Genomic DNA, 23,763 nt, shown 5'->3' with positions numbered 1-23,763 from the left:
CCTAAAATATCTCAACCTCAAGAGTCATGTATTGGCAGACTACCTGCTTAATAGAAATCTAGGGACTGGGCAAAATAAGGAAGCTTGATGGGCTTTATTGCAATTAGACAAGCACAGATAACAGACCTTAACGCCATGGCTAACTTACTGTTGCAGCTGGGTTACAGTGCCAGCGAGGCACAATTACATCAATATCTCGATGCTCCTAAAAGATCGGATGAAATCTATCTCGCCGAGTCTGAGGGATTTGTGGTTGGGTTGATAAGTATAGGGCGTGTTGGCGTTTCAGGGTTATTTTTGCAGCTATTTGGCTGACGTTTATGCAAGGCAAAGTCCGTGCAGTGTAGTTATTCTACATAAACGGACGATAACGCGGCAGAAACGCCAGCCAAATGCTGCCCGAAGGGTTCGCCTGGCAAGCACTTGCTCTTACTTTCAGTCATAAGAGCCGCTCGTCATTTGAGTAGGATAACTACACATCATTCCTCGTTTCGCGAGCACGAGCTTGCCAGAACCAACAAAATTTAATCTCGAAACGTCAACACGCCCTAATCTTTTTGATTATTTTCCATCACAGCAGCAAATCTGCCGCATTACCGCCTTAGTGGTGGCTGAAGCGAGTCGAGGTTTAGGTGTGGGGACGCAACTGATTGACTTTGCCAAAGACAGAGCAAGTAAGCGGGGTTGTCACCAGCTTGAGGTCACCACCTCTATACGCCGCGAGCAGACCCAAGCCTACTATGAGTCCATTGGCTTTGAGAAAACCTCCTTTCGCTATATTCAAGCCGTTGACGTTAGCACAAAGTGATTTAGCCCAAATAAAATAGGCGCTTAAGTAAACTTAAGCGCCTATTTTGGCTAAGCGTTCGCGTGGGATTAATCCTGCGCCAACTCCTTATCTAATTGTTGGGCAATCGCTTCTGGCGAGCCGCTGTTACGGGCAAAGAGACCGTAGGCGGTTGGGATCACAAAGATAGTGAACAAGGTCGCCAGCATAATACCCGAAAGTACCACCACACCAATCACGAAGCGGGTTTCCGCCCCCGCACCAGCGGCCAATACCAGAGGTACGGCGCCTGCGGCAGTGGTAATCCCCGTCATTAGGATGGGGCGCAAACGCTGACAAGAGGCTTGAATAATGGCGCGGTCGAAATCGACGCCCTTATCCCGTAACTGGTTGGCAAATTCGACGATAAGAATACCGTTTTTCGCCGCAAGGCCCACCAGCATAATAATCCCAATCTGGCTGTAGATATTGAGACTCTGGCCCGTAAACCACAGCCCAATCAAGGCGCCAACTGTGGCAAGCGGTACCGTCAGCATGATCACCATAGGGTGAATATAGCTTTCGAACTGCGCCGCTAATACTAGGAATACAATCCCCAGCGCCAGCAGGAACACAAAGTACATTGAGCTGCCAGACTCTTGATAATCCAAAGATTGTCCCTTGTAGCTGATCACCGCTTCCGCAGGCAGGTAAGCACGCGCCACTTGATTGAGGTAATCCAGCGCCTCACCTAGGCTATAACCATCCGCCAAGCTGGCCTCAATGGTAATCGCCCGCATACGGTTATAACGGTTAAGGGAGCTGGCATCGGCAAACTCTTCGACCGTGACTAAGTTTGATAGCGGGATCAGCTCCTTGGTCCGTTCGGAGCGAACATAGATATTTTGCAGATCGGCCGCAGTATTTTGGTTACTGCGCTCCCCTTCCACAATCACATCATACTCTTCGCCATCACGCATAAAGGTGGTGACTAAACGCGAACCCAGCATCGATTCTAAGGTGCGACCGATATTGGAAATCGATACCCCAAGACTGGCCGCCCTGTCCCTGTCGATCACGACTCTAAGCTGCGGTTTGGTCTCTTTATAATCGTGGTCAAGGCCAAGCAGTTTAGGATTTTCCGCCGCCTTTTCCATCATAATGTCGCGCCAGCGGGCCAACTCTTCATAGCTTGGCCCACCAATCACAAACTGCACAGGTTTACCCACGCCACGGCCAAAGGCTTGACGCATCACAGGGAAAGCTTGCACACCGGCTAAATCCGCGAGGCGCTTGTTAATATCGCCTATCACTTCTTTCATCGGGCGACGTTGTCCCCAATCTTCGAGCACGATAATCGCCATACCATTAGAGAAGTCGGCGGCGCGGCCAAAGCCACGGGGCGCACGGATCAGCAAGCGTTTAATGTCGCCCGAGTCCACCAACGGCATTAAACGGTTTTCCACTTCGTTCATGTAGGATTCGATATATTCATAACTCGCGCCCTGCGGCCCGTTCACCATCAAAAATAACGAACCCCGGTCCTCCTGGGGCGCAAATTCCTGCGGCACTTTTTGGGCGAGCAGCACACTGCTCCCGAGCGCAATCAAGACTAATACCGACATCAGCACAGGCCTTGCCATCGCCTTCTCAAGCGAGCTTTGATAGCCACGGGAAATCCCCGTCATTATGCTATCGACCTTACGCACTAACCACGAATCCTGCGACGCGGGTTTAAGCAGCTTAGAACACATCATCGGGCTTAAGGTTAAGGCCACTATACTGGAGAAAATCACCGCCGCGCTCATGGCCACCGCAAATTCCTTAAAGAGCTTACCTAAGTCCCCTTCAAGAAAAGTGATCGGCATAAATACCGCCACGAGCACTAAGGTGGTGGCGATAACCGCAAAGGCAACTTCACGGGCGCCCAAGAATGCCGCCTTTAAGGGTGAATCCCCTTCTTCGATACGGCGGTGAATGTTTTCCAGCATCACAATCGCATCGTCGACCACCATACCGATAGCGAGGATCATCGCAAGCAGCGTCAACAGGTTGATTGTGTATCCCAGCGCATAGAGCACGATAAACGTTCCGAGCAAAGACACGGGCACGGTAATCGCGGGGATTAACATGGCGCGCACGCTGCCAAGGAACAGATAAATCACGATGATCACCAGCACCATGGCGGTGAACAGGGTTTGGTACACCTCTTTAATCGAGGCTTCGATAAACACTGAGCTGTCGTAGCTGCGTTTAATCGACATGCCAGCGGGTAAGGTTGGATTGATTTTATCGACTAAGGCGTTAACGGCGCGGGCCACTTCTAAGGTGTTGGCGGTCGACTGTTTCGATACCCCAAGACCGATCATGGCCTCCTTGTTGCCGCGGAACATGATGCGCTCTTCTTCCGAGCCAATTTCCACCTTAGCCACATCGCCAAGTTTGACTAAATAGCCGTCTTCACCTTGGGAAATCACCAAATTGGCAAAATCCTCGGCGGTGCGATAACTACGCTCTAAACGCACGGTAAAGTGACGCTCCTTGGACTCGAGCGAACCTGCGGGCAACTCAACGTTTTCAGCCCTTAACGCGGCTTCAACATCGGCCACAGTAAGGCTTCGGGATGCAAGGGCTTGTCTGTCCAGCCACACGCGCATGGCGTAAACTTTGCCACCACCAATACGGATCATCGACACCCCGTCCACCACGGACAGACGGTCGGATAAATAGCGACGGGTGTAATCGGTCAGCTCTAATGTGGTCATTTGATCCGACACTAGGTTGAGCCACATGATCACTTCATCGCCACCGTTGGCCTTTTGTACCTCTGGGGGATCGGCTTCTTCGGGTAAGTTATCTAACAGGCCTGAAATTCTGTCGCGCACATCGTTGGCCGCATCTTCAATGTTGCGGCTGATATCGAACTCTAAGGTCACCTGCGAGCGACCATCACTGCTCGATGAACTCACATGGCGAATACCTTCGACGCCACTGATCCTATCTTCAATCAGCTGGGTGATGCGGCTCTCGACCACAGCGGCACTGGCGCCGCGATAGTTGGTTTCAATCGAAACAATCGGCGGGTCGATGTTAGGGTATTCCCGCAGCGGTAACTTATCGAATGCCACCAAACCAAAGGCCACCAGCAATAGGCTAATAACCGAGGCAAATACCGGCCGTTTAACGGAAAGATCTGTCAGGATCATACGCTTGGCTCCGTATTAGCATCGGAAAGATAGCTAAACTTCTCGGCCAATTCGGTTTTGACCACATCGCCTGGGTGCACTTTGAGTAGCCCGCGGATCACCACATTTTCACCAATCTCTAAACCACCGAGGATTTCAACCCAGCCGCGGGTACGAATACCAATAGTGACTTGCTTACGCTCAATCACATTGTCTTTATTGACGCTGTAAACAAAGTGCTCTTTTTGGATCGGGATAATCGCCGACTCAGGTAGCATCAAGGCTTCGCGGCTGCGTTTGATGAGTTTCACCTTCATCAGCATGCCGGGCAGTAAACGTAAATCAGGATTTGGGATTTCGGCGCGAACAATCACAGCACGAGTGGTTGGGTTTACACGGCTATCGATAGAAATCACTTTGCCGTTAAAAATTTCATCGGGGAATGCCACGGCTTTAGCTTCGACTTGCTTGCCTGGCTGCAGGTCTTGAATAAAGCGCTCAGGCACCGAAAAGTCTAATTTAATCTTAGAGATATCATCGAGTGTGGTGATCTCCGTCCCCGGAGTCACTAAACTACCCACACTCACTTGGCGCAGGCCTAAACGACCATTAAAGGGCGCCACTATGCTGCGATCATTCAGGGAAGATTGCGCCTGCTCTAACTCGGCGCGGGCGGTATCGATTAAGGTTTGCAGGCGGTCACGCTCTAGCTCCGCCACAGTGCGACTGGTCACCAGAGAGCTGATCCGCGCTAATTCGCGCTGGTTATCGCTCACCTTCACCTGCGCCACTTTCACTTTGGCAATTTGCTCGGCATTTTGCAGTTGCACCAATAAATCACCCTTCTTGACGATATCGCCATCATCAAACTTGAGCGAAGTAACCACATCGGTGACTTTAGGCGTGATAGTCACAGACTCATAGGCCTTGTTGGTGCCTATGGCTTCCACTTCGTCACGCACTGGGGCCATGGCGGCCGTCGCGATGACCACATTAGGGGTGAGCTTAACTTTTGCTTGCTGCGTCTCTTGGGGTTGCATACTTTGGTATCCAAACCAGCCCGCAGCTAAAATGGCGATGATAATTATGATTTTTTTCATCTGGCTTCCAAATGATGATGACTCGCATTAGTGACGGCTAGTTTACCCACTCGCATCATTGCATCAATACGTTTTACTTTTTCTTACAAATTACGGCAAATGCGCAAATTGTGTAATAAATAGCGATTTGAGTCAGAAAGGGGGAACAGGATTAATAACACAGTAGGATACTTGGTGTATTTAGTGAATTACTTCAACAAATATCAAAATTAAAATCAGTTTATCTAAAACCATGCTGTAAATATTGATATATGCCAGAAATATCCTGAAACACCATTCTGTATAGATAACGCACAGCGGTGCTCAAATAGCAGGCACAAAAAAGGGCGATAAATCGCCCTTTTAGTGACTTAGCGCTACATTAGCGCAGTTTGCGCTCTTCTTTCATCAGATCTGACAGTGACTTATACACGTTAGTTACGACATCATTCGACAACGGTTGATCTTCACCATCGCGCAGCAGGATTTTGGTTTCCTCTGGGCTATCACCGTCTTCGAGTAATAAACGGTAACTGCCTTCCTTCAAGGACAATTGGTTGTCGTTCCACAACGAACTCCAGAAACCAGAGTTGTCGGTAAACTTGATGAAGTAAAGGCCCTTAGCACTATCCATATCGGCTATTTCAAAGCCCATTTCTGGCAGCACGATACGTAGACGATCCCATACTTGCTTGTATGGCGCTTTAGCTGACCAATAAGCGGCACCTTCTTCAGGCGTCACTAAATCCACATTGATCCCTAAGGTCTGCTTCAAACGGTTAGCTTGAATGGCTTGCTCACGTTTAACGCTCATGTAAGCAATGGCGCTATTTAGCATATCAATGGTGTAGCGCTGCTTATCTTCACCACTGAGTAAAACATCCTGCTCTTTACCATCATAAAACTCTTGGTGTTCAACCAAGTGGATAACGATGTTTGCAGTACGGCCGTGTGGACGAGTTTCTACATCGAAGCGATAGCGCTGACGCAGTAGATACTCTTTATCTGAACCCCAGAGACTGGACTCTAAAACTTCACGGTTTTCAATCCAATCGGTTTCGATACTACCTTTATCGAAATCACGACTACGGATAGGAATCGCTTGTTTTGCAAAGAAACCGTCTAAGTTAGTGAAGATCTCTTGCTTAAGATCGACACTATTATCAATCGATTCAACCACGATCTTGATATTATCACTGCCCTCTTCCACATGAGTGCCTTCTGCCATTGGCAGCACTTGCAGTGGTGGACGGATATCGAGGTTTTTACCAATAAGTGCAGGATTTGCCTTAGGACCTAAGGCTGGCACTTCAAATTCCTTATTGTATGGCGGCGTTTTTAATCCCTCAGGGATTTTTAGCATTGGCGCTTGCTCAGCCTGCACATAGTCTTCACCACCGTTAGCTTGGCGACGCTCTAATGGCGTACTACAAGCTGCAACAGCAGCAACTAGAAACAGCGGGGTGACTTTCTTTAACATTAATTATTTAACCTCTATCTGGGCACGAGTCATTGCATCTAACAACAGACCATGACATTGCTCAGAAAGTTCAGTCAAAGGTAAACGAATATGGCCACACTCAATCAGTCCCATACGGTGGGCTGCCCACTTCACAGGGATTGGGTTAGCTTCACAAAACAGTGTGCTGTACAGACCACGCAGCGGCTCATCAATACTCGCTGCTAATTCGGCGTTGCCCGCCAGTGCTGCATCACACATGGCTTTAAAGGCTTTTGGCACTATGTTGTTGGCAACCGAAATCACGCCATTACCGCCAAGAAGTAAAAACTCTCTCGCCGTGGCGTCATCGCCGCTGTACAACATAAAGTCATTACCACAAAGCTCACGTAGGCGCTTAACGCGAGATACATCGCCCGTGGCTTCTTTAACGCCAATAATATTGCTTACACTCACCAATTCAGCCACGGTTTCGGGCTTCATATCAACGGCGGTGCGTCCGGGAACGTTATACAGAATTTGGGGAATATCCGTGCTCGCTGCCACCGCTTTGTAGTGTGCAACTAAGCCCTTTGGCGTTGGCTTATTGTAGTAAGGAGTCACACCGAGCATGGCGGCAACCCCTACTTTTGATAAAGACTTAGTGAGTTCGATGGCTTCTGCAGTGGCATTTGCACCATTACCACCAATCACAGGAATACGACCAGCAGCAAACTTAACGGTTTGCGCGACCACAGTAACGTGCTCATTCATTGGCAGAGTCGCTGACTCGCCAGTAGTGCCCACGGCGACGATAGCGTCTGTGCCTTGGTCAATATGGAATTCGACTAACCTTTCAAGACTTGCAAAATCTACTGAGCCATCACTGTTCATTGGCGTGATTAAGGCTACGATGCTTCCGTTTATCATCTGACTTCCCCAAAATTTCAGGATTCGCTATGGTACTGATGCCAACCATTAATGACAAGCATTAACGGGGGTCTCAAATTGAATTAGTTATGGTAGCATTACATCCCGCACAAAAACTCGGCACTAACCCTGAGTTTTCGCTCTATGATATCGAAAAAGTGAGGACAATTCATGACCAATTTCCTGGTCGTAACCGCAATGGGCGTAGACCGTCCTGGACTCGTAAGTAAACTAGCTCGGCTTGCCAGCGACTGTGACTGCGATATCGTCGACAGCCGTATGGCATTATTTGGTAACGAATTTACCTTAATCATGATGTTGTCAGGTTCGTGGGCATCCATAACGAAAATTGAAAGCTTGCTCCCGAGTCTTAGTGTTGAATTAGAACTGATGACAGTGATGAAGCGCACCTCTAAACATACGCCGCAAAATTACCTTTCACGCCTCGAAGTACGCTTTACTGGTAAGGATCAGCGCGGCACCATGAAGCGCATTACCCAGTTCCTTGCCGACCGTTCCTTAGACTTGGCAGCAGTCCGCTCCTTCTCGGAAGAACTCGACAACGGCGAGCAAACGCAGACGATTTCGTTAACCATCAATATTCCTGAAAAAGTTGAACTAGAAAAGCTCGAAAAGAGTATCTATCAACTCTCCGAGGAGATGGCACTGGATTGCACCATTCGACGCATGGAAGGCACGACCTCAAGAAACGATAGAGGATAATTGATGAATACATTAACTGCTGGCGCCAAAGCGCCGCTATTTACCCTTCAAGATCAACAGGGTAATGCTGTTTCCCTACAAGAATGCTTAACGCGTGGCCCGGTCTTAGTCTACTTTTACCCTAAAGCTTCAACCCCAGGCTGCACAGTACAAGCCTGCGGTTTACGCGACAGCAAAGCCGAACTCGACAGCCACAAAGTGACTGTGCTTGGCATTAGCCCAGATCCTGTGGCTAAATTAGCCAAGTTTGCTGAAAAACAGTCACTTAACTTTACCCTACTTAGCGATGAAGACCACAGCGTGGCCGATGCCTTTGGCGTGTGGGGCGAGAAGAAGTTTATGGGCAAAATCTATGATGGTATCCATAGATTAAGTTTCCTCATCAATACCGACGGCACCATTGCCCATGTGTTCGATAAGTTTAAAACCAGCGATCATCACCAAGTTGTACTGGCGCAAATTGCTGGTTAATTGCGCACTTTAGTGCCGCATTCATGTCTCGCGGCTAAACACAGCGCACAAAAAATTAGCAGTTGAACGCAAAAAGGCCCTTTGTCAGGGCCTTTTTTCATGAAAAATTTTCAGCTTGCGTCTAAAAATCAACCTGATTTGTGGAATAAATTCAAGCGGATGCTGCTTAGTTGCCCAAGATTAGGCCAGATAAGGCCAAATAATTGCCGCGGCGATGCTCCACATAGTCAACCAAATAAAGCGATCTAAGTATCGCCACGCCGCTGGACGACTAAATATCGGCGCCAATAAACGCGCACCAAAACTTAAGCTAAAGAACCAAATAAACGAAGCCAGTACCGCGCCCGCACCAAACCAAGGACGATGGGCATCTTCGAACTGAGTACTAATGCTCCCCAGCAGCACCACTGTATCTAAATAAAGGTGTGGATTAAGCAGGCTGATCCCAAGTGTGGTCAGCATGGCCTTACGCAAAGTGTCGGCATTTTGCGCATTATCCATCTCCATCCCTTTAGCGACAAACGAGGCCTTAAGTGCATTCGCACCATACCAAATCAAAAAGGCGGCACCACCAAAACTAGCCACATGTTTGATAGTCGGAAAGGCTTCAATAATATGCCCAAGCCCAGCAACCCCCGCAGTGATCATTAAGGCATCGATGATTGAACAAAGCAGCGCAATCGGCAAAGGATAAGCTCGCTTAATCCCCTGCTTTAGCACAAATGCATTTTGCGCCCCTACGGCAATGATCAAACTACCACCAATGCCCATACCTTGTATAAACGCCGTTTGCATAACTACCTCTCATGTCTGAAGAAGGCGCTAGCATAGACAAAACAACAAAATTAATATAACTAATGTTTTTTATGTATCATAAGTAAAATTAATAACCTTAAGGACGGCAATCATGTTGGAATACGCCAATCTTAAAGCGCTTGCGGTCGTCGTCTCCGAAGGCGGCTTCGAGCGCGCCGCAAAAGTGCTGCACATTACCCAATCAGCAGTGTCACAACGCGTTAGGCAATTAGAAGAACGAGTCGGCCAATCCTTACTTATCCGCTCAACACCTGTGGTGGCGACCCCAACAGGGAAGCGTTTATTGCGCCACTATTCACAGGTGCAACTACTCGAGAGTGAATTGAGAGCCGAGTTAGATGCCGATGACCCAAATCATCCAACGACGGTGCGAATTGCAGTCAATGCCGACAGCTTAGCGACATGGTTTTTGCCCGCATTGGCCGATATGTTCAGCCGACATGCTTGGCTGCTGGAATTGATTGTCGATGATGAGTCCTACACCCATCACCTACTGAAAAACGGTGAGGCCGTCGGTTGCGTGACCACGACAGTCAACCCCATGGCCGGCTGTAGCAGCGAGTTTTTAGGAACCATGGAATATATGTGCGTCGCCACCCCAGCATTTGCGGCGCGTTATTTCGAATGGGCAAAAAATAGCGATAATGTCGGCGCTCAAATAACCCAAGCGCAGCTTGCGAAAGCCCCGGCCGTGGTGTTTTCGACCAAAGATAAAATGCATGAAAAGTATCTCGCCCAGTATTTTCAAATGTTGCCAGGTCAATGGTGGCAACACAGCATTCCCTCATCGGAGAGTTTTTTAGAGGCGATTAACTTAAGTCTGGGTTACGGTTTAGTGGGTCACTTACAGGCAAAACCCTTGATAGACAAAGGCATATTAATTGAGCTCACCCCAGAAAAACGCATTCGGGTGCCCCTCTATTGGCAGCATTGGAATATCAAAGCTAAACAAACCACTTTGGTTTATCGGGCGCTTGCCGCCACCGCACAGCATCTATTACAGCAATAATGAGTGCAGCAAGAGTGAGTAAAACAATTGTTAGTACAAATCGTTAGCGGATAAAAAACTGAGCACTCGTGCCCAGTTTTTATCTATTAGTTTTTAATCTATTGCCAGCGGCTTAGGCTTCTGCCGAATCCGCCTTCACCTGCGCTATCGCTACAGGTTCAATTTCAATCTCAGTTTTAGGCCAAGCATTAATCACCGCTTTCACCAAGGAAGCTAATGGAATGGCAAAGAACACACCCCAAACGCCCCATAAACCACCGAAAACTAACACAGCAGCAATAATGATCACCGGATGCAAATCCACCGCATCGGAAAACAGGATAGGTACAAGTACGTTACCATCCAAGGCCTGAATAATGCCGTAACCTAGCATTAAATAACCAAACTCAGAGCTAAAACCCCACTGGAAAAAGGCCACCAGCATAATGGGTAGAGTCACTAAGGTCGCGCCCACATAGGGAATCAACACCGACAACCCGGTCAACACCCCCAGTAAGGCCGAGTATCTCAGCCCCATAAAGGCAAAGAAGATGTAGCTCGCCACCCCGACAATCACAATCTCAATCACTTTGCCGCGAATATAGTTAAAGATCTGTTGGTGCATTTCAAACCACACTTTTCGAGCCAACTGGCGATTGGTGGGGAAAAAACGCTTACTACCGCGGATCAGTTGATCTTTATCCTTAAGAAAAAAGAACACCAACAATGGCACTAAAATAGCGTACACCATCAGCACCAATAATGACGCAGAGTAACCAATCAGCTGTTTCGCAATGTCGAGCACATGTTGGGTGTCGAGCAATTTTTTAAGCTCGGCGACCATTAAATCGAGCTGTTCAGTACTTATAAATTTAGGATACTGGGTCGCTAACCCCTGCAAGGTCAGTAGCCCTTTATCTATCATATTCGGTAAATCCGTCATCAGACTTACCCCTTGACGCCACACGCTGGGGATTAGCCCAAAGGTCAGCAACACCACTATCCCTAAAAACAGCACTAGCACTAAGGAAGCCCCCGTCGTGCGATTAATCCCCAATTTCAGCATTTGCGCCACGGGCCATTCGAGTAAAAAAGCCAACACCAGAGCAACAAGTAGCGGGGCTAACAAACCACCAGCAAAATAAAGTACTAACGCTAAACCCACTAGAATGGCCAATAAGGTGACGGCCTGTGGATCACTAAACCGCTCTTGATACCAACGAGAAAAAAAACTAAACATGCATTCATTCCAATGGGGTTGGCTTTCCCAACAGGCAGGAAAGTGACTTATGAGTTAACCTTATCGCAGTAGATTAACTGTGTATATGCTTGAAAATCAGTTAACTGCTAACTATGACTGACAAGCCTAGGTTAAGTTGCAGCTAGCTAACTCGCCATTTTGACTGCGGCATTGAATCATGCTTTGTGTATGATTATCCCTGCGATAAATCAACTTTTGTAATTAATAGGCCTAACTGGCTTGCATCATCGTGTAACGTCACGACCTGATGCCCCTGTTTTTTTAAAAAAGTGGGAACATCTCGGCGGGAACCTGGGTCTGAGAGTAGGATATGTAAGCTGTCACCAGCAGACACAGACTTCAACGCAAGTTTGACCTTAACCAAGGGAACGGGGCAGCGCAATGATGTTAAATCAATAAAAATCATAATTAACTTGCTATGAACGAACTTGGGCTATTATCCTAAGTTGCAATTCAAACTACAAGCTAAGGGCTACCTAAGCCTTAGTTGAGACACTTAAAAGAAATAAAGGATCCACTTGCGTAATTTGACGTTTTTGACCCGATGTAAACCCCTTGCGGCGAGTGTGCTTTCATTAATGTTACTCGGTGGAGCCGCAAAGAGTTTTGCCAACAACGACTTGCCCGATCTGGGTACCGCCGCCGTCAATACCTTCAGCCTAGAAAAAGAAATGGTCTATGGCGATGCCTATATGCGCGTTATTCGCTCATCGGCGCCCATGCTGAACGATCCGGTATTGAGCCAATATTTAACTGAACTGGGCAACAAATTGGTCGCCCACGCCACGGGAGTCAAAACGCCCTTTTATTTCTTCTTGCTGCAAAATGATGAAATCAACGCCTTTGCCTTCTTTGGCGGCCACGTTGCGGTGCACACAGGGCTATTTCTTAATGCTGATAACGAAAGTGAACTGGCCTCAGTATTAGGCCATGAAATCACCCACGTGACCCAGCGTCACTTAGCACGCTCCCTCGAAGCGCAGCAAAAAACCGGACCAGCGACCGTAGCTGGCTTACTCGGCGCCATTTTATTAACGATCGCCGTTCCTCAAGCAGGGATGGCCGCGTTGGCAACCACCCAAGCCATGGCGACACAATCAAAAATCAACTATACCCGCCTGCATGAAAAAGAAGCCGATCGTATCGGCATGCAAATTTTAGTCGATGCGGGATTTGATCCTAATGCCTCCGCCGATTTCTTTGGCAAACTCGCCAGTCGTTACCGTTTTACGACTACGCCACCGCAAATGCTGTTAACCCACCCTTTACCTGAATCACGGATTTCCGAAGCGCGGGATCGTGCCCAGCAATATCCCCACCGTTATGTGCCGGATAATCTGAACTTCCAGCTCGCTAAAGCCCGTATTCAGGTGCGTTTTTCCAGTTATAGCGACGATGCGGTATTGAGCATGTTTGAAAAGCAGCTCAATAAGCAAACCTACAGCTTTAAAGAGGCGGCCCTCTACGGCAAAGCCTTAGCACTGTTTAGATTGAAGAAGTTTGATGAATCCGAAAAAATTGTCGACGAGCTATTAAAAATCGATGATAACAACTTGTTTTATCTCGATACTAAGACGGATTTGCTTAACGAACGTAAGGATTATGCCCAGGCAACTAAGTTACTCGAAACTCAGCGGAAGATGAAACCCACTTCGCAGGTGATCAACGCTAACTTAGCCAATATCTATATCGAGGCTGGTGATCCCGCCAAAGCGATTCCGCTGCTCGAAGATATGATTTTCCTCGATAAGCAGAATCAACTGCCCTATCAGTTGCTAAATCTTGCCTACAAGAAACTTGGTAACCAAGGGATGGAGTATTTCTCCAATGCCGAGTTAATGGCACTGGGGGCGAATTATAAAGGCGCAATCGATCAACTGAACTTTGCCTATCGCGCCTCGGAAGGTAATCCATTACAACTGGCGCGAATCGAAGCACGTATCCGTCAATTTAAACAAGCGGATAAAGAGATGGATGCTCTGAAGTAAAATCGGCTCTGTTATTTAATCTATTGCTAATCCCTGATAATCGCGCCCCGAACACCCTGACGGGGCGCTGTTTTTTCTGCTATCATCCGCGCCATTGTTTTAGCCGATTGAGCATAAGTACTATGACCCAAGCAACGATTTACCATAACCCACGTTGTTCAAAGAGCCGCGAAACCTTAGCCCTACTCGAGCAACAAGGCTGCGATATCACAATAGTGGAATACCTTAAAAATCCTCCAAGCGCCGCTGATATTCGTGGAATTTTAGCCACGCTCAAACTCAGCGCCCGTGAGTTAATGCGCACTAAGGAAGACGAGTATCAAGCACTAGGTCTTGCCAATCCGGCTTTAACCGAAGAACAACTTATCGACGCCATGGTCAAAACGCCAAAATTGATTGAACGCCCAATCGTACTGGCTAATCAACAGGCAGCCGTTGGTCGTCCACCGGAAAATGTACTGAACATTCTCTAATCTTCGGCCATTTCACCATCATTCGATGCGATTAAGATAGGAACATCATGACCTCAAGCACTCTGCTGACACTGAGCCGTTTAGGCTACCTTGCCCTCGTTCTCCTGCTGGGCGGTTGGTTTATTGGTCAGGGCCTCAATGGGGAATACACCTTATTATTCAGCCTATTATGGATAGTGCCTTTATTGCTTCCCATCAAAGGCATTTTAAAAGGTAATCCTTACACCTACGCATGGGCGAGCTTTATTTTATGCTTATATATGCTGCACGCCCTCACCTTGTTGTATGTCACGACCGATGCATTGGCCTTTGCCATTATTGAGGTCCTGCTCATTGGCGCATTGTTAGTCGCGTTCCCGTTTTATGCTCGTATCCGTGGACGTGAACTCGGCCTAGGTCTGAAGAAAAAATCCGATAAGCAAGACTAATATTCCGAATATAATAAAGCGCGGTTGATTTACACCGCGCTTTTTATTGCCCGACACCCACTCTGCGTCAGTCCATCCGTTTTTAGTCAAAATGATCAACGCCCCGCCTATCTCCAATAATCACTACAAACAACCTATAACATTTAAGCTACCTTTGATCGCTTTTTGTAACTAAAAGAGCGTGCTATAGTCATTTTTTGTGCCAATAAATGACGGTGAATCGTGCCTGTCAAACAACAAAAACAAACAATAACAGCGAATTAATTGGAGTGAGTCATGATGGAAATATGGGGCCCAATTCGTCGATTCAGTATCATAGCCGCAGCAGCAACATTGAGTGCCTGTGGCGGCGGAGGTGATAGCAACAGCGATGGCGGCACCGTTACGCCTCCCACAACCAATGTGCCACGTTGTACCTCAGTCACACCATTAGTGACCACAGATACTGGTGCAATTCGGTTTAAGACGGAATCTCAATACGGTGTTGGACAATCCAGTGCCATTATTGCCAGTCTAGGTAATCGCGATTCGCAGGATCTCACCTTCCGTTGGCAACAACTCGAAGGCCCCAACATTGAACTCGTTAGTCAAAATAGTCCTGTGTTAGCGATGGAGCTCCCGGCCGCGGGCAGCTACCGCTTTCGCTTACAAATCACCGGCGCCAATACCAATGTGACGGGTGACATCAGCATTAATGCCGATAACAACACGGGCGGATTACTGAATATTCGTCAAGATCATCAAGCCGTTGAGGGTAACGATGTGAGCTTGCGCATTGGTCAGCAAGCCGGCCTCAGTGCCGCCAATATCAATTGGTGTATCGCCGAAGGCCCCGATGTCAGCCTTGACATAAGCGATCCCTTTAGACCACTGTTTACCGCGCCCACTGTAGGTCAAGATACCTTAACTCGCCTTAGGGCATCGGCCACGATTAACGGTAATACCGTGACAGATGAAGCCTATGTGCTCACCACGGCGGCGCCCACAATAAGCTCAACCTACTTCGATACACCAGTGGCACGCACCCACGCTTATCATCCCGCCTCTCCCTATGCTAGTGCATTAACGAGCTGTGTGTACTCTAATCAGTTAAAAGAAGCTTGTACTATCAATCAATTGCCGCTAATCGGCCAAGTATCAAATACGCTCGATGTCGACACGATTCTCGATCGCGTTTTAGTGTCCCACGATTGGATGGGAGACAATTTCGAAGCATTTTTACGTCAAATGGACCCAAACAGCGATTTTGCCCGCCTGCTACAATCGGTCACCGCCGTGGTGATAAGCTATGATGTACGTCCTTCGTTTTATTGGGTGGTCACGGGAGCGATTTATCTCGACCCGAATGATTTGTGGCTGACACAAACCCAGCGCGACACCATTAACGAAGCGCCAGATTATCGCAGCGACTTTGGCAGTGAACTCAATTTCCTCATGCCGTGGCGTTACGTTAAAAATAACCAATATGCTTCACAGGGATTCCCAATCACTACGCGCGCCACGCGCACGCTCAGCCAGATTAATCCTGATCTCGCCTCACTCTTGTACCATGAGCTCGCCCACGCCAATGACTTCTTCCCAAGAAGCATACACGCCACCCTCACAGGCCCCAGATTGTTGGACGACTATCGCCGTAGAAATGCCAATAAGAGTTTGATCTCTGATCAAGTGAGTCGCAACTATCCCCTCACCAGCACCGAAATGACAGGCCTTGCGTCGGTAAGCTTCTTAGGCGCCAAAGCCACTGCAACCCAAAAAGCCTATCAGCCTTCGGATGTGAGTACGTTTTTCTCCGGTGATATCGCCAATGACTTTTACAACTATTCCAGTACCCGTGAAGACGCGGCGATGTTATTCGAAGAAGCCATGATGAGCTATCGCTATCAAATTCAGCGCGATGTGGCCGTCACTAACCTGCCCGCCGTACTCACAGCAGATACTGTGATTGTTGACTGGGGACAAAGGGGCCGAATTGGCGACGATAGCCTAGCGAACCGCGCAGCCTTAGTGATCGATGGCATGCTACCAGAGCTTGATGGTATCGGCTTGCTCACGAGCCTGCCCGAGCCAATAGCGATGACGCAAGGCCAAAGCTGGCGTCAAACCTTGGGGATTTCGCCCAATACCACGGTGAAAGGACTACAAGGAGTTGCGGCAAGTAGCGAAACGCTTACCGAGCCAGAGCTACGCTTCAGTGGCGATCGTCACCGCCATCCACAACAGTGATTTGAACAGTGATTTGGATTGCTAAATCGGCAGATACGCTAAGCTCGAGCCTCTTAGCAGACCTAAGCTAACGATAGATGTGAGATCAATAGAGATAAAAAAGCCCGTCGTGATACGAGGGGCTTTTTGTTAACATTGAATGTTTATTAACACAGGCTTTAGATTAACAGTCAGAACGATTACAGATGCAGCATTTCTTTGGCAAAAGGAATCGTGAGCTTGCGCTGATGTACGAGGGATGCCTTATCCAGTTTATCTAACACATCAAATAAGGTACGTAGATCCCTTGCCATACGATTAAGCAAAAAACGGCCAACGTCTTCTGGCAACTGTAATCCGCGCATTGCCGCGCGGCGCTGCAGTGCCGCTAGCTTTTCATCATCGGCCATAGGTTGCAGCTGATAATTGAGTCCCCACTGCATCCGAGAGACTAAGTCAGGTAACAAGAAGCCTGCATCCGCGGGCGCCGAGCGGCCGCTAACCACCAGCGCACAACGCTTGTTCTCAGCGACACGATTGTACAAATCGAATATGGCCTCTTCCCAAATAGGGTGACCCGCAATGTCATCCACATCGTCGATGCAGATCAAATCGAGCTGCTCCAAGCCCTCCAACAGCGCTGTCGAGATACTAGCATGAATACCAAGGGGAAGGTAAAAACTGCGGCGGTCGAGTTCATTGGCATGGGCACAGGCGGCGTGCATTAAGTGAGTCCGCCCCGATTTCACCGGTCCCCACACATAAATTGCGGCTTCACCTTGGCCTTCTGCATTGGCGCGCAGCTTTTGGATAAGTTCGTCATTACCCGCTGCCGGATAATAACTGTTAAAGGTTTCATCATCCGGTAAGTAAACCGGTAACGACAATTGTAGCGGTGAGTTTAATGGCACTCGTACGTCTCAATATCAATAAATTATCGACTCCCCCACATGACTGAGCAGAGCATGCTCAGTCACAACGAGGGAAGTTTAAGGTAACCGCCATTGATAGACAGTTTTACCCGCAGGGCTGGCACCGGCAGAAAACTCCCCTGGCGCCACCACCGAAATTCGCGGCTCTAGACTCAGTAAACGCTCAAAGTCGGTCTGAGAACCAAACAAATCCAAGGAAAAGGTTGCGGTATTACCTTGGATGCGCGACAGCGTCGCATTCTTCACGGCGCTGAGTTGCTTTAAGTATTTTTCAACTTCAACTAGCTGCGCCATTTTATCAATGTTCACGAAGGTCACACTGGCACCAACTTGTTCGCCGGAATCGGCAATGGCGTACTTAGTAAAATAATAATCCCCGAGGGCGGCCATCATAGCGGTGATCGCCTGCGCGCTATTTTCTGCCGAGCCATTAAAACTAAACAGTGGCGGCGTTAACGAGTCGATCGTGGCCTTGGTGTACAAATTCAAGCGGTAACGCACTTGGTTTCCAGCTGGTTCAATAGCGACCAGGGCTAAGAAGTCGGCTTGATAACGTCCAGAGACGCTAGACACTATATCGGCAAACATGCCTTTAACATCATTCGGATTGATGCCCATTAACTCATCGAGGTCGAGGATAGGCAGCAAGACGGGAATGCCGCGCTCATCGGAGAAGGTATTGAATGCCTGACGCTCGGCTAAGGTCGATGAATCACTCAGTAAAATCGTGTCGCCTTCACTTGGCATGGCAACCCAAAAGAGTGTCAGTGGACGTTGAATGCCCCACACGGGTAATTGGGCCTGACGTAACAGGGTAATAATGCGGCGATGCTCAAAGTTGGCTTTTAACAGCAGTTGGCCATTTTGCTCCACATAACCATATTGGCTCAGCAGTGCATCGGGATTGGCCAGTTGTGATTGGATAACGCCGTTATCCAAAGAACGTGCTGTCCCGGTATTTTTAATGATCACTTTTTCCAGCGCGGCTTTAAGGGCTTTATTCCGCTCAGGCACGGCGCGGGAAGCCACGGGCACATCGGCTTCATCTAATTTACTCACTTCAACAGCTTGCAGGCTATTAACGGTAAACAGGCAGTATAAAAACGCGAGTAAGCTTGGCTTTAATAGGAATTTCAGCATCTTTGAGTAGTTGAAGTAACGTCAGATAGTGCAAATTGTACCATAGTTAGCGCCTTTAGCGAGTCTTGGGGAGATTTCGACCACGGATTAAGTGCTGTCACTCGCTTTAGCAATAAAACAGTGATCCTTACCTACAATCGGGGCATTTTATAAGGAACATATAGCAACAAACTGTTATCATCTCGCGGTTTACCCTAAATTTACGAGAACAATAAATGAAACGACTCGCTATACCACTTCAGGGCGCGCAAATGCTGTTTGTTGCATTTGGCGCCCTAGTGCTAATGCCACTACTCACAGGGCTTGATACCAGTGTCGCCCTGTTTACTGCGGGTATTGGTACCCTGCTGTTTCAGTTAATCACGAAACGCCAAGTGCCAATCTTCCTAGCCTCCTCCTTTGCGTTTATTGCCCCCATTCTCTACGGGGTGCAAACCTGGGGGATCCCATCAACCATGGGCGGCATCATTGCCGCGGGTTTTGTGTATATCCTCCTCGGCGCGTTAGTGAAAGTGCGCGGCACCGACTTTATCCATCGACTGCTTCCACCTGTGGTGGTTGGCCCAGTGATTATTATCATTGGTCTAGGTTTAGCGCCTGTGGCGGTGAATATGGCGCTGGGTAAAAGTGGAGACGGCAGCTTAACACTCGTTCCCACAAATACCGCTTTGATTATTTCCCTCGCCTCACTCTGTACCACCATAGCGGTGGCTATTTTTGCCAAAGGCTTACTTAAGGTTATGCCTATTCTGGCGGGGATTGTGGTGGGTTATGGTCTAAGCCTTGCCTTTGGGATCGTGGATTTTGCGGTGGTTACAGCGGCAAGCTGGATTGCTATTCCGAAATTTGTTGCGCCCGAATTTAACTGGCATGCCATCGCCTTTATGATCCCTGTCGCGATTGCGCCTGCGGTTGAACATATTGGTGATATCCTCGCGATTTCCAATGTCACGGGTAAAGACTTTATGAAAAAACCCGGCCTGCATCGCACCTTGACCGGCGACGGCGTTGCGACAATTGCTGCAGCGGCCTTCGGTGGCCCCCCAAATACCACCTATTCGGAAGTGACTGGCGCGGTGACCTTAACCCGTAACTTCGACCCAAGGATCATGACTTGGACGGCGATCACCGCCATTACCTTAGCCTTCGTCGGTAAGTTAGGTGCCCTGATGCAAACGATTCCAGTCCCAGTGATGGGTGGCATTATGTGTTTGCTATTCGGTTCTATCGCCGCAGTGGGCTTAAATACCCTCATCCGTAATCACGTGGATTTATCCGAGCCCCGTAACTTAAGTATTGTCGGCGTGACACTGGTTTTCGGTATTGGTGGTATGGCCTTTGGCATTGGCTCCTTCAGCCTCACGGGCATCAGCCTCTGTGGTATTGTGGCCATCACCATGAATCTGCTGTTACCTGCAAGCAAACACCATGAGCGTGATGCTGCATCACACTAAACGCGGTGAATAAGCGCTACAGATCATCACTCATCGCCGAATCCTTGTGTTAGGATTCGGCAACAAAAAAGCCGCTAAGTTATTCACTTAGCGGCTTTTTATTATTCTTTCATCACATTTACGCGTGATTACTCTGCAGTTTTGTATTTATCCGCAGTCGCTTTGATTAAAGGCTGTAATTCGCCTTTTTGGTACATATCAACCACGATATCACAACCACCAATCAGCTCGCCTTCAATCCACAATTGTGGGAAAGTTGGCCAGTTTGCATACTTAGGTAATTCAGCACGAATATCTGGGTGCTGGAGAATATCCACAAATGCAAACTGCTCACCGCAGTTAATCATGATTTGTGCTACCTGAGATGAAAAACCACAGCTTGGTAATTTAGGAGAACCCTTCATGTATACGATGATTGGGTTTTCAGCGATCTGCTGTTTAATTTTCTCTACTGTTTCCATTTTAATTCCTAAGTACGATGACATTGACTCAATGCCGCTATTGTACGACAGCTAGGCACAGAACAAAATCCCACAGTTTGTAAGGTTATGCCCTACAATTAGTTTTTCGATGACGCCTATCTAATCAATTAGCCAAACAATGATTCACATCACAAATATTATCGGTACAATAGAGCGCAGTGAGCACGTTTAAAAAACGATAACCTAAGACCATGGAGAGATACTAATGGCTTTCGAATTACCCGCATTACCATATGCAAAGAACGCACTAGAACCACACATTTCTCAAGAAACCATTGAATACCACTACGGCAAGCATCACAACACCTACGTTGTTAAGCTAAACGGTTTGATCGAAGGAACCGATTTCGCAGGTAAATCTTTAGAAGAAATCATCAAGACTTCTACTGGTGGCGTATTTAACAACGCAGCTCAAGTTTGGAACCACACTTTCTACTGGAACTGCTTAGCGCCTAACGCTGGCGGTGAGCCAACAGGTCCTGTGGCTGATGCAATCAATGCTGCATTCGGTTCATTCGACGCATTCAAAGCACAATTTACCGATTCTGCGGTAAACAACTTTGGTAGCGCTTGGACTTGGTTAGTGAAAAAAGCCGATGGCACTGTTGCTATTGTTAACACTAGCAATGCTGCAACCCCTCTGACTGACAGCACTGTAACACCAATCCTGACTGTTGACGTGTGGGAACACGCTTACTACATCGATTACCGCAACGTACGTCCTGACTACTTAGCCCACTTCTGGCAATTAGTTAACTGGGACTTCGTGAACCAAAACTTCGCTGGTTAATCGCTGCTAAATCATTTCGAAAAAGAGCCCAAGTGGCTCTTTTTTTATGACCTCACAAATCACTCACCTCGCACCTTTTGCCTAACACCGCCCAATCGCTACAAGTGCAATAATTGCAATTGCAATCATTTGTTATTGTTTTTATTTGATATTTTTTTGACACAGCTGGCAAGTTTGTGTCTAAGATTAGTGTAGGAAGCTGAAAAATCAGTTCTCCATCCATGACATCACTGGCGTTTCAGGGGGTTTATATGGGCATTTTCGAGCATTACCAAAAGCGCTACGAACAAAAACTCGATGAAGAATACACTTTGCAAGAATACCTCGATATCTGCAAAGAAGATCGCAGTGCTTATATGTCAGCGTCCGAGCGATTACTGCTTGCCATCGGCGAAGCCGAAATTATTGATACCGCGAAAAATCCAACCCTAAGCCGTATCTTTTCGAATCGTCTCATCTCACGCTATCCCGCCTTTAAAGACTTTTACGGTATGGAAGATGCGATTGAACAAATCGTTGCCTACCTAAAACACTCGGCCCAAGGCTTAGAGGAATCGAAGCAAATTTTGTACTTACTCGGCCCTGTGGGTGGTGGTAAGTCATCATTGGCGGAAAAACTCAAAGCTTTGATGCAAAAAGTGCCAATTTACATTCTAAGTGCTAATGGCGTGAGAAGCCCGGTGAATGATCACCCCTTCTGTCTCTTCGATGTCGAAGAAGACGGCCAGCTACTGCGGGATGAGTTTAATATTCCCACTCGTTATTTAAAAACCATTATGTCGCCTTGGGCGGTGAAACGCCTGCACGAGTTTGGCGGCGATATTTCAAAATTCCGTGTGGTCAAGGTCTACCCCTCTATCCTCGATCAATTGGCGATTGCCAAAACCGAGCCTGGAGATGAGAACAACCAAGATATTTCTTCCTTGGTGGGTAAGGTCGATATTCGTCAGCTAGAACATTTCTCGCAAGACGATGCCGATGCCTATGCCTATTCGGGTGCACTCTGCCGGGCAAACCAAGGGATGATGGAGTTCGTGGAAATGTTCAAGGCGCCCATTAAGGTGCTACACCCACTGCTCACCGCTACCCAAGAAGGTAACTATAACGGCACCGAAGGCTTATCCGCCCTGCCCTATAGCGGTATCATTTTAGCGCACTCTAACGAGTCAGAATGGTCAACCTTCAAAAACAACAAGAACAACGAAGCATTTCTCGACAGGGTTTATATCGTCAAAGTGCCCTATTGCCTGCGGGTATCGGAAGAATTGCAGATTTACAAAAAATTACTGCAAAACTCCGAGCTGTCCCAAGCACCTTGCGCACCTGGCACCTTAGAAACCCTAGCGCAATTTAGTGTGCTCTCGAGGATCAAAACACCTGAAAACTCCTCCATCTACTCTAAGATGCGGGTCTACGATGGTGAAAGCCTTAAAGATACCGATCCAAAGGCCAAATCCTACCAAGAGTACCGCGACTACGCCGGTGTTGATGAAGGCATGAACGGTCTTTCTACCCGTTTCGCGTTCAAGATCCTGTCGCGGGTATTTAACTTTGACCACTCAGAGATTGCCGCTAACCCTGTACATTTGTTCTATGTACTCGAGCGCCAAATCGAGCAGGAACAATTCCCCGGCGATACCGCCGAACGTTATCTGGAGTTCTTAAAAGGCTATTTAATCCCTAAATACGTCGAATTTATCGGTAAGGAAATCCAAACCGCGTACTTAGAGTCCTACTCTGAATACGGCCAAAATATCTTCGACCGTTATGTCACCTACGCCGATTTCTGGATCCAAGATCAGGAATACCGTGACCCCGAAACCGGTCAATTGTTTGACCGTTCTGCACTCAATGCCGAACTGGAGAAAATCGAAAAACCTGCGGGGATCAGCAACCCTAAAGATTTCCGTAATGAGATCGTTAACTTTGTCCTGCGCGCCCGCGCAAGCCATGAGGGCAACAATCCACTCTGGACCAGCTACGAAAAACTACGCACTGTGATTGAGAAGAAAATGTTCTCAAATACAGAGGATCTACTCCCGGTGATTTCCTTTAACGCCAAAACCTCGACTGACGATCAACGTAAACACGATGATTTTGTCAATCGAATGATGGAGAAAGGCTATACCAAAAAACAAGTCAGACTCCTGTCTGAGTGGTATTTACGGGTTCGTAAATCCTCTTAACTTGCGCTCACTAAAAACGAGGCTTTGG

At 47.9% G+C, this 23,763-nt stretch carries 21 protein-coding genes and 1 pseudogene; 12 read left to right on the top strand and 10 right to left on the bottom strand.

Annotated elements, in window-relative coordinates; genetic code table 11:
- The first annotated feature begins 87 nt into the window (after nucleotides 1-87).
- Together N7386_RS08870 and N7386_RS08865 are read left to right on the top strand one after the other, a co-directional pair.
- The gene (locus N7386_RS08870; RefSeq protein ID WP_232015280.1) at nucleotides 88-315 is read left to right on the top strand and encodes a hypothetical protein; all 228 of its coding nucleotides are present in this window, start codon (nucleotides 88-90) and stop codon (nucleotides 313-315) included.
- A 241-nt stretch (nucleotides 316-556) separates the two neighbouring features.
- A pseudogene (locus tag N7386_RS08865) lies at nucleotides 557-808 on the top strand (GNAT family N-acetyltransferase); the annotation flags it as partial.
- Nucleotides 809-876: 68 nt separating this feature from the next.
- Here N7386_RS08865 and N7386_RS08860 read toward each other — a convergent pair.
- From N7386_RS08860 to dapA, 4 genes are all read right to left on the bottom strand, one after another.
- A complete protein-coding gene (locus tag N7386_RS08860) occupies nucleotides 877-3,972 on the bottom strand; it encodes an efflux RND transporter permease subunit (protein WP_011626494.1) in 3,096 nt (1,031 codons plus the stop codon).
- Nucleotides 3,969-5,051, bottom strand: a complete 1,083-nt coding sequence (locus tag N7386_RS08855) for an efflux RND transporter periplasmic adaptor subunit (RefSeq protein WP_279768043.1) — start codon at nucleotides 5,049-5,051, stop codon at nucleotides 3,969-3,971. Before N7386_RS08855 ends, N7386_RS08860 begins: the two co-directional genes overlap by 4 nt.
- A gap of 361 nt (nucleotides 5,052-5,412) precedes the next feature.
- Nucleotides 5,413-6,510 (bottom strand): outer membrane protein assembly factor BamC, encoded by a 1,098-nt coding sequence (gene bamC, locus N7386_RS08850; RefSeq protein WP_023265818.1) that lies wholly within the window; start codon nucleotides 6,508-6,510, stop codon nucleotides 5,413-5,415.
- 3 nt (nucleotides 6,511-6,513) lie between these two features.
- Nucleotides 6,514-7,398, bottom strand: a complete 885-nt coding sequence (gene dapA, locus N7386_RS08845; RefSeq protein WP_126512972.1) for a 4-hydroxy-tetrahydrodipicolinate synthase — start codon at nucleotides 7,396-7,398, stop codon at nucleotides 6,514-6,516.
- Between the two features lie 171 nt (nucleotides 7,399-7,569).
- On the opposite strand from dapA, the gene N7386_RS08840 reads away from it, so the two are divergent.
- Nucleotides 7,570-8,121, top strand: a complete 552-nt coding sequence (locus N7386_RS08840; protein WP_023265816.1) for an ACT domain-containing protein — start codon at nucleotides 7,570-7,572, stop codon at nucleotides 8,119-8,121.
- A gap of 3 nt (nucleotides 8,122-8,124) precedes the next feature.
- Nucleotides 8,125-8,592, top strand: a complete 468-nt coding sequence (gene bcp / locus N7386_RS08835) for a thioredoxin-dependent thiol peroxidase (RefSeq protein WP_011716685.1) — start codon at nucleotides 8,125-8,127, stop codon at nucleotides 8,590-8,592.
- Between the two features lie 180 nt (nucleotides 8,593-8,772).
- Here the strand turns inward: bcp and N7386_RS08830 are convergent, their stop codons facing one another.
- On the bottom strand, nucleotides 8,773-9,387 hold the full coding sequence (locus N7386_RS08830; protein ID WP_011626499.1) for a LysE/ArgO family amino acid transporter: 615 nt from the start codon (nucleotides 9,385-9,387) through the stop codon (nucleotides 8,773-8,775).
- A gap of 112 nt (nucleotides 9,388-9,499) precedes the next feature.
- Here N7386_RS08830 and N7386_RS08825 point away from each other — a divergent pair, with 112 nt between their 5' ends.
- Entirely contained in the window at nucleotides 9,500-10,417 is a 918-nt protein-coding gene (locus tag N7386_RS08825) for a LysR family transcriptional regulator ArgP (RefSeq protein ID WP_086904489.1), read from the top strand.
- A 112-nt stretch (nucleotides 10,418-10,529) separates the two neighbouring features.
- On the opposite strand, the gene N7386_RS08820 is transcribed toward N7386_RS08825, so the two are convergent.
- A complete protein-coding gene (locus N7386_RS08820; RefSeq protein ID WP_279768037.1) occupies nucleotides 10,530-11,636 on the bottom strand; it encodes an AI-2E family transporter in 1,107 nt (368 codons plus the stop codon).
- A 193-nt stretch (nucleotides 11,637-11,829) separates the two neighbouring features.
- Nucleotides 11,830-12,063: a sulfurtransferase TusA family protein gene (locus N7386_RS08815; RefSeq protein WP_037419895.1), complete on the bottom strand. Its 234-nt coding sequence runs from the start codon at nucleotides 12,061-12,063 to the stop codon at nucleotides 11,830-11,832.
- Nucleotides 12,064-12,175: 112 nt separating this feature from the next.
- Between N7386_RS08815 and N7386_RS08810 the strand changes: the two genes are divergently transcribed.
- The 4 genes from N7386_RS08810 (at nucleotide 12,176) to N7386_RS08795 (ending at nucleotide 16,772) form a co-directional block, all read left to right on the top strand.
- Nucleotides 12,176-13,645: a M48 family metalloprotease gene (locus N7386_RS08810; protein WP_047535243.1), complete on the top strand. Its 1,470-nt coding sequence runs from the start codon at nucleotides 12,176-12,178 to the stop codon at nucleotides 13,643-13,645.
- A 122-nt stretch (nucleotides 13,646-13,767) separates the two neighbouring features.
- The gene (gene arsC, locus N7386_RS08805; RefSeq protein WP_047535240.1) at nucleotides 13,768-14,118 is read left to right on the top strand and encodes an arsenate reductase (glutaredoxin); all 351 of its coding nucleotides are present in this window, start codon (nucleotides 13,768-13,770) and stop codon (nucleotides 14,116-14,118) included.
- 47 nt (nucleotides 14,119-14,165) lie between these two features.
- Entirely contained in the window at nucleotides 14,166-14,546 is a 381-nt protein-coding gene (locus N7386_RS08800) for a DUF2069 domain-containing protein (protein ID WP_089068029.1), read from the top strand.
- Between the two features lie 279 nt (nucleotides 14,547-14,825).
- Nucleotides 14,826-16,772, top strand: a complete 1,947-nt coding sequence (locus N7386_RS08795; protein WP_279771004.1) for a hypothetical protein — start codon at nucleotides 14,826-14,828, stop codon at nucleotides 16,770-16,772.
- Between the two features lie 179 nt (nucleotides 16,773-16,951).
- Here the strand turns inward: N7386_RS08795 and hda are convergent, their stop codons facing one another.
- Together hda and N7386_RS08785 are read right to left on the bottom strand one after the other, a co-directional pair.
- Nucleotides 16,952-17,662, bottom strand: coding sequence for a DnaA inactivator Hda (gene hda, locus N7386_RS08790; protein ID WP_011622356.1), 711 nt, complete (start codon nucleotides 17,660-17,662; stop codon nucleotides 16,952-16,954).
- Between the two features lie 78 nt (nucleotides 17,663-17,740).
- Entirely contained in the window at nucleotides 17,741-18,823 is a 1,083-nt protein-coding gene (locus tag N7386_RS08785) for a DUF2066 domain-containing protein (protein WP_086904485.1), read from the bottom strand.
- Between the two features lie 215 nt (nucleotides 18,824-19,038).
- Between N7386_RS08785 and N7386_RS08780 the strand changes: the two genes are divergently transcribed.
- Complete coding sequence (locus tag N7386_RS08780) at nucleotides 19,039-20,277, top strand: uracil-xanthine permease family protein (RefSeq protein ID WP_086904484.1); 1,239 nt, start codon at nucleotides 19,039-19,041, stop codon at nucleotides 20,275-20,277.
- 128 nt (nucleotides 20,278-20,405) lie between these two features.
- On the opposite strand, the gene N7386_RS08775 is transcribed toward N7386_RS08780, so the two are convergent.
- Complete coding sequence (locus N7386_RS08775; RefSeq protein WP_011622353.1) at nucleotides 20,406-20,738, bottom strand: Grx4 family monothiol glutaredoxin; 333 nt, start codon at nucleotides 20,736-20,738, stop codon at nucleotides 20,406-20,408.
- A 226-nt stretch (nucleotides 20,739-20,964) separates the two neighbouring features.
- Here N7386_RS08775 and sodB point away from each other — a divergent pair, with 226 nt between their 5' ends.
- Both sodB and N7386_RS08765 read left to right on the top strand, forming a co-directional pair.
- Entirely contained in the window at nucleotides 20,965-21,549 is a 585-nt protein-coding gene (gene sodB, locus N7386_RS08770; protein ID WP_011622352.1) for a superoxide dismutase [Fe], read from the top strand.
- A 251-nt stretch (nucleotides 21,550-21,800) separates the two neighbouring features.
- Nucleotides 21,801-23,735: a PrkA family serine protein kinase gene (locus N7386_RS08765; RefSeq protein ID WP_011716674.1), complete on the top strand. Its 1,935-nt coding sequence runs from the start codon at nucleotides 21,801-21,803 to the stop codon at nucleotides 23,733-23,735.
- Nucleotides 23,736-23,763: the final 28 nt, after the last annotated feature.

Origin of the sequence: Shewanella sp. GD04112, assembly GCF_029835735.1 — a bacterium.
Taxonomy (GTDB): Bacteria; Pseudomonadota; Gammaproteobacteria; order Enterobacterales; family Shewanellaceae; genus Shewanella.
Note: the sequence above shows the minus strand (reverse complement) of the source record. Positions and strands in the feature narration are given on the sequence as shown.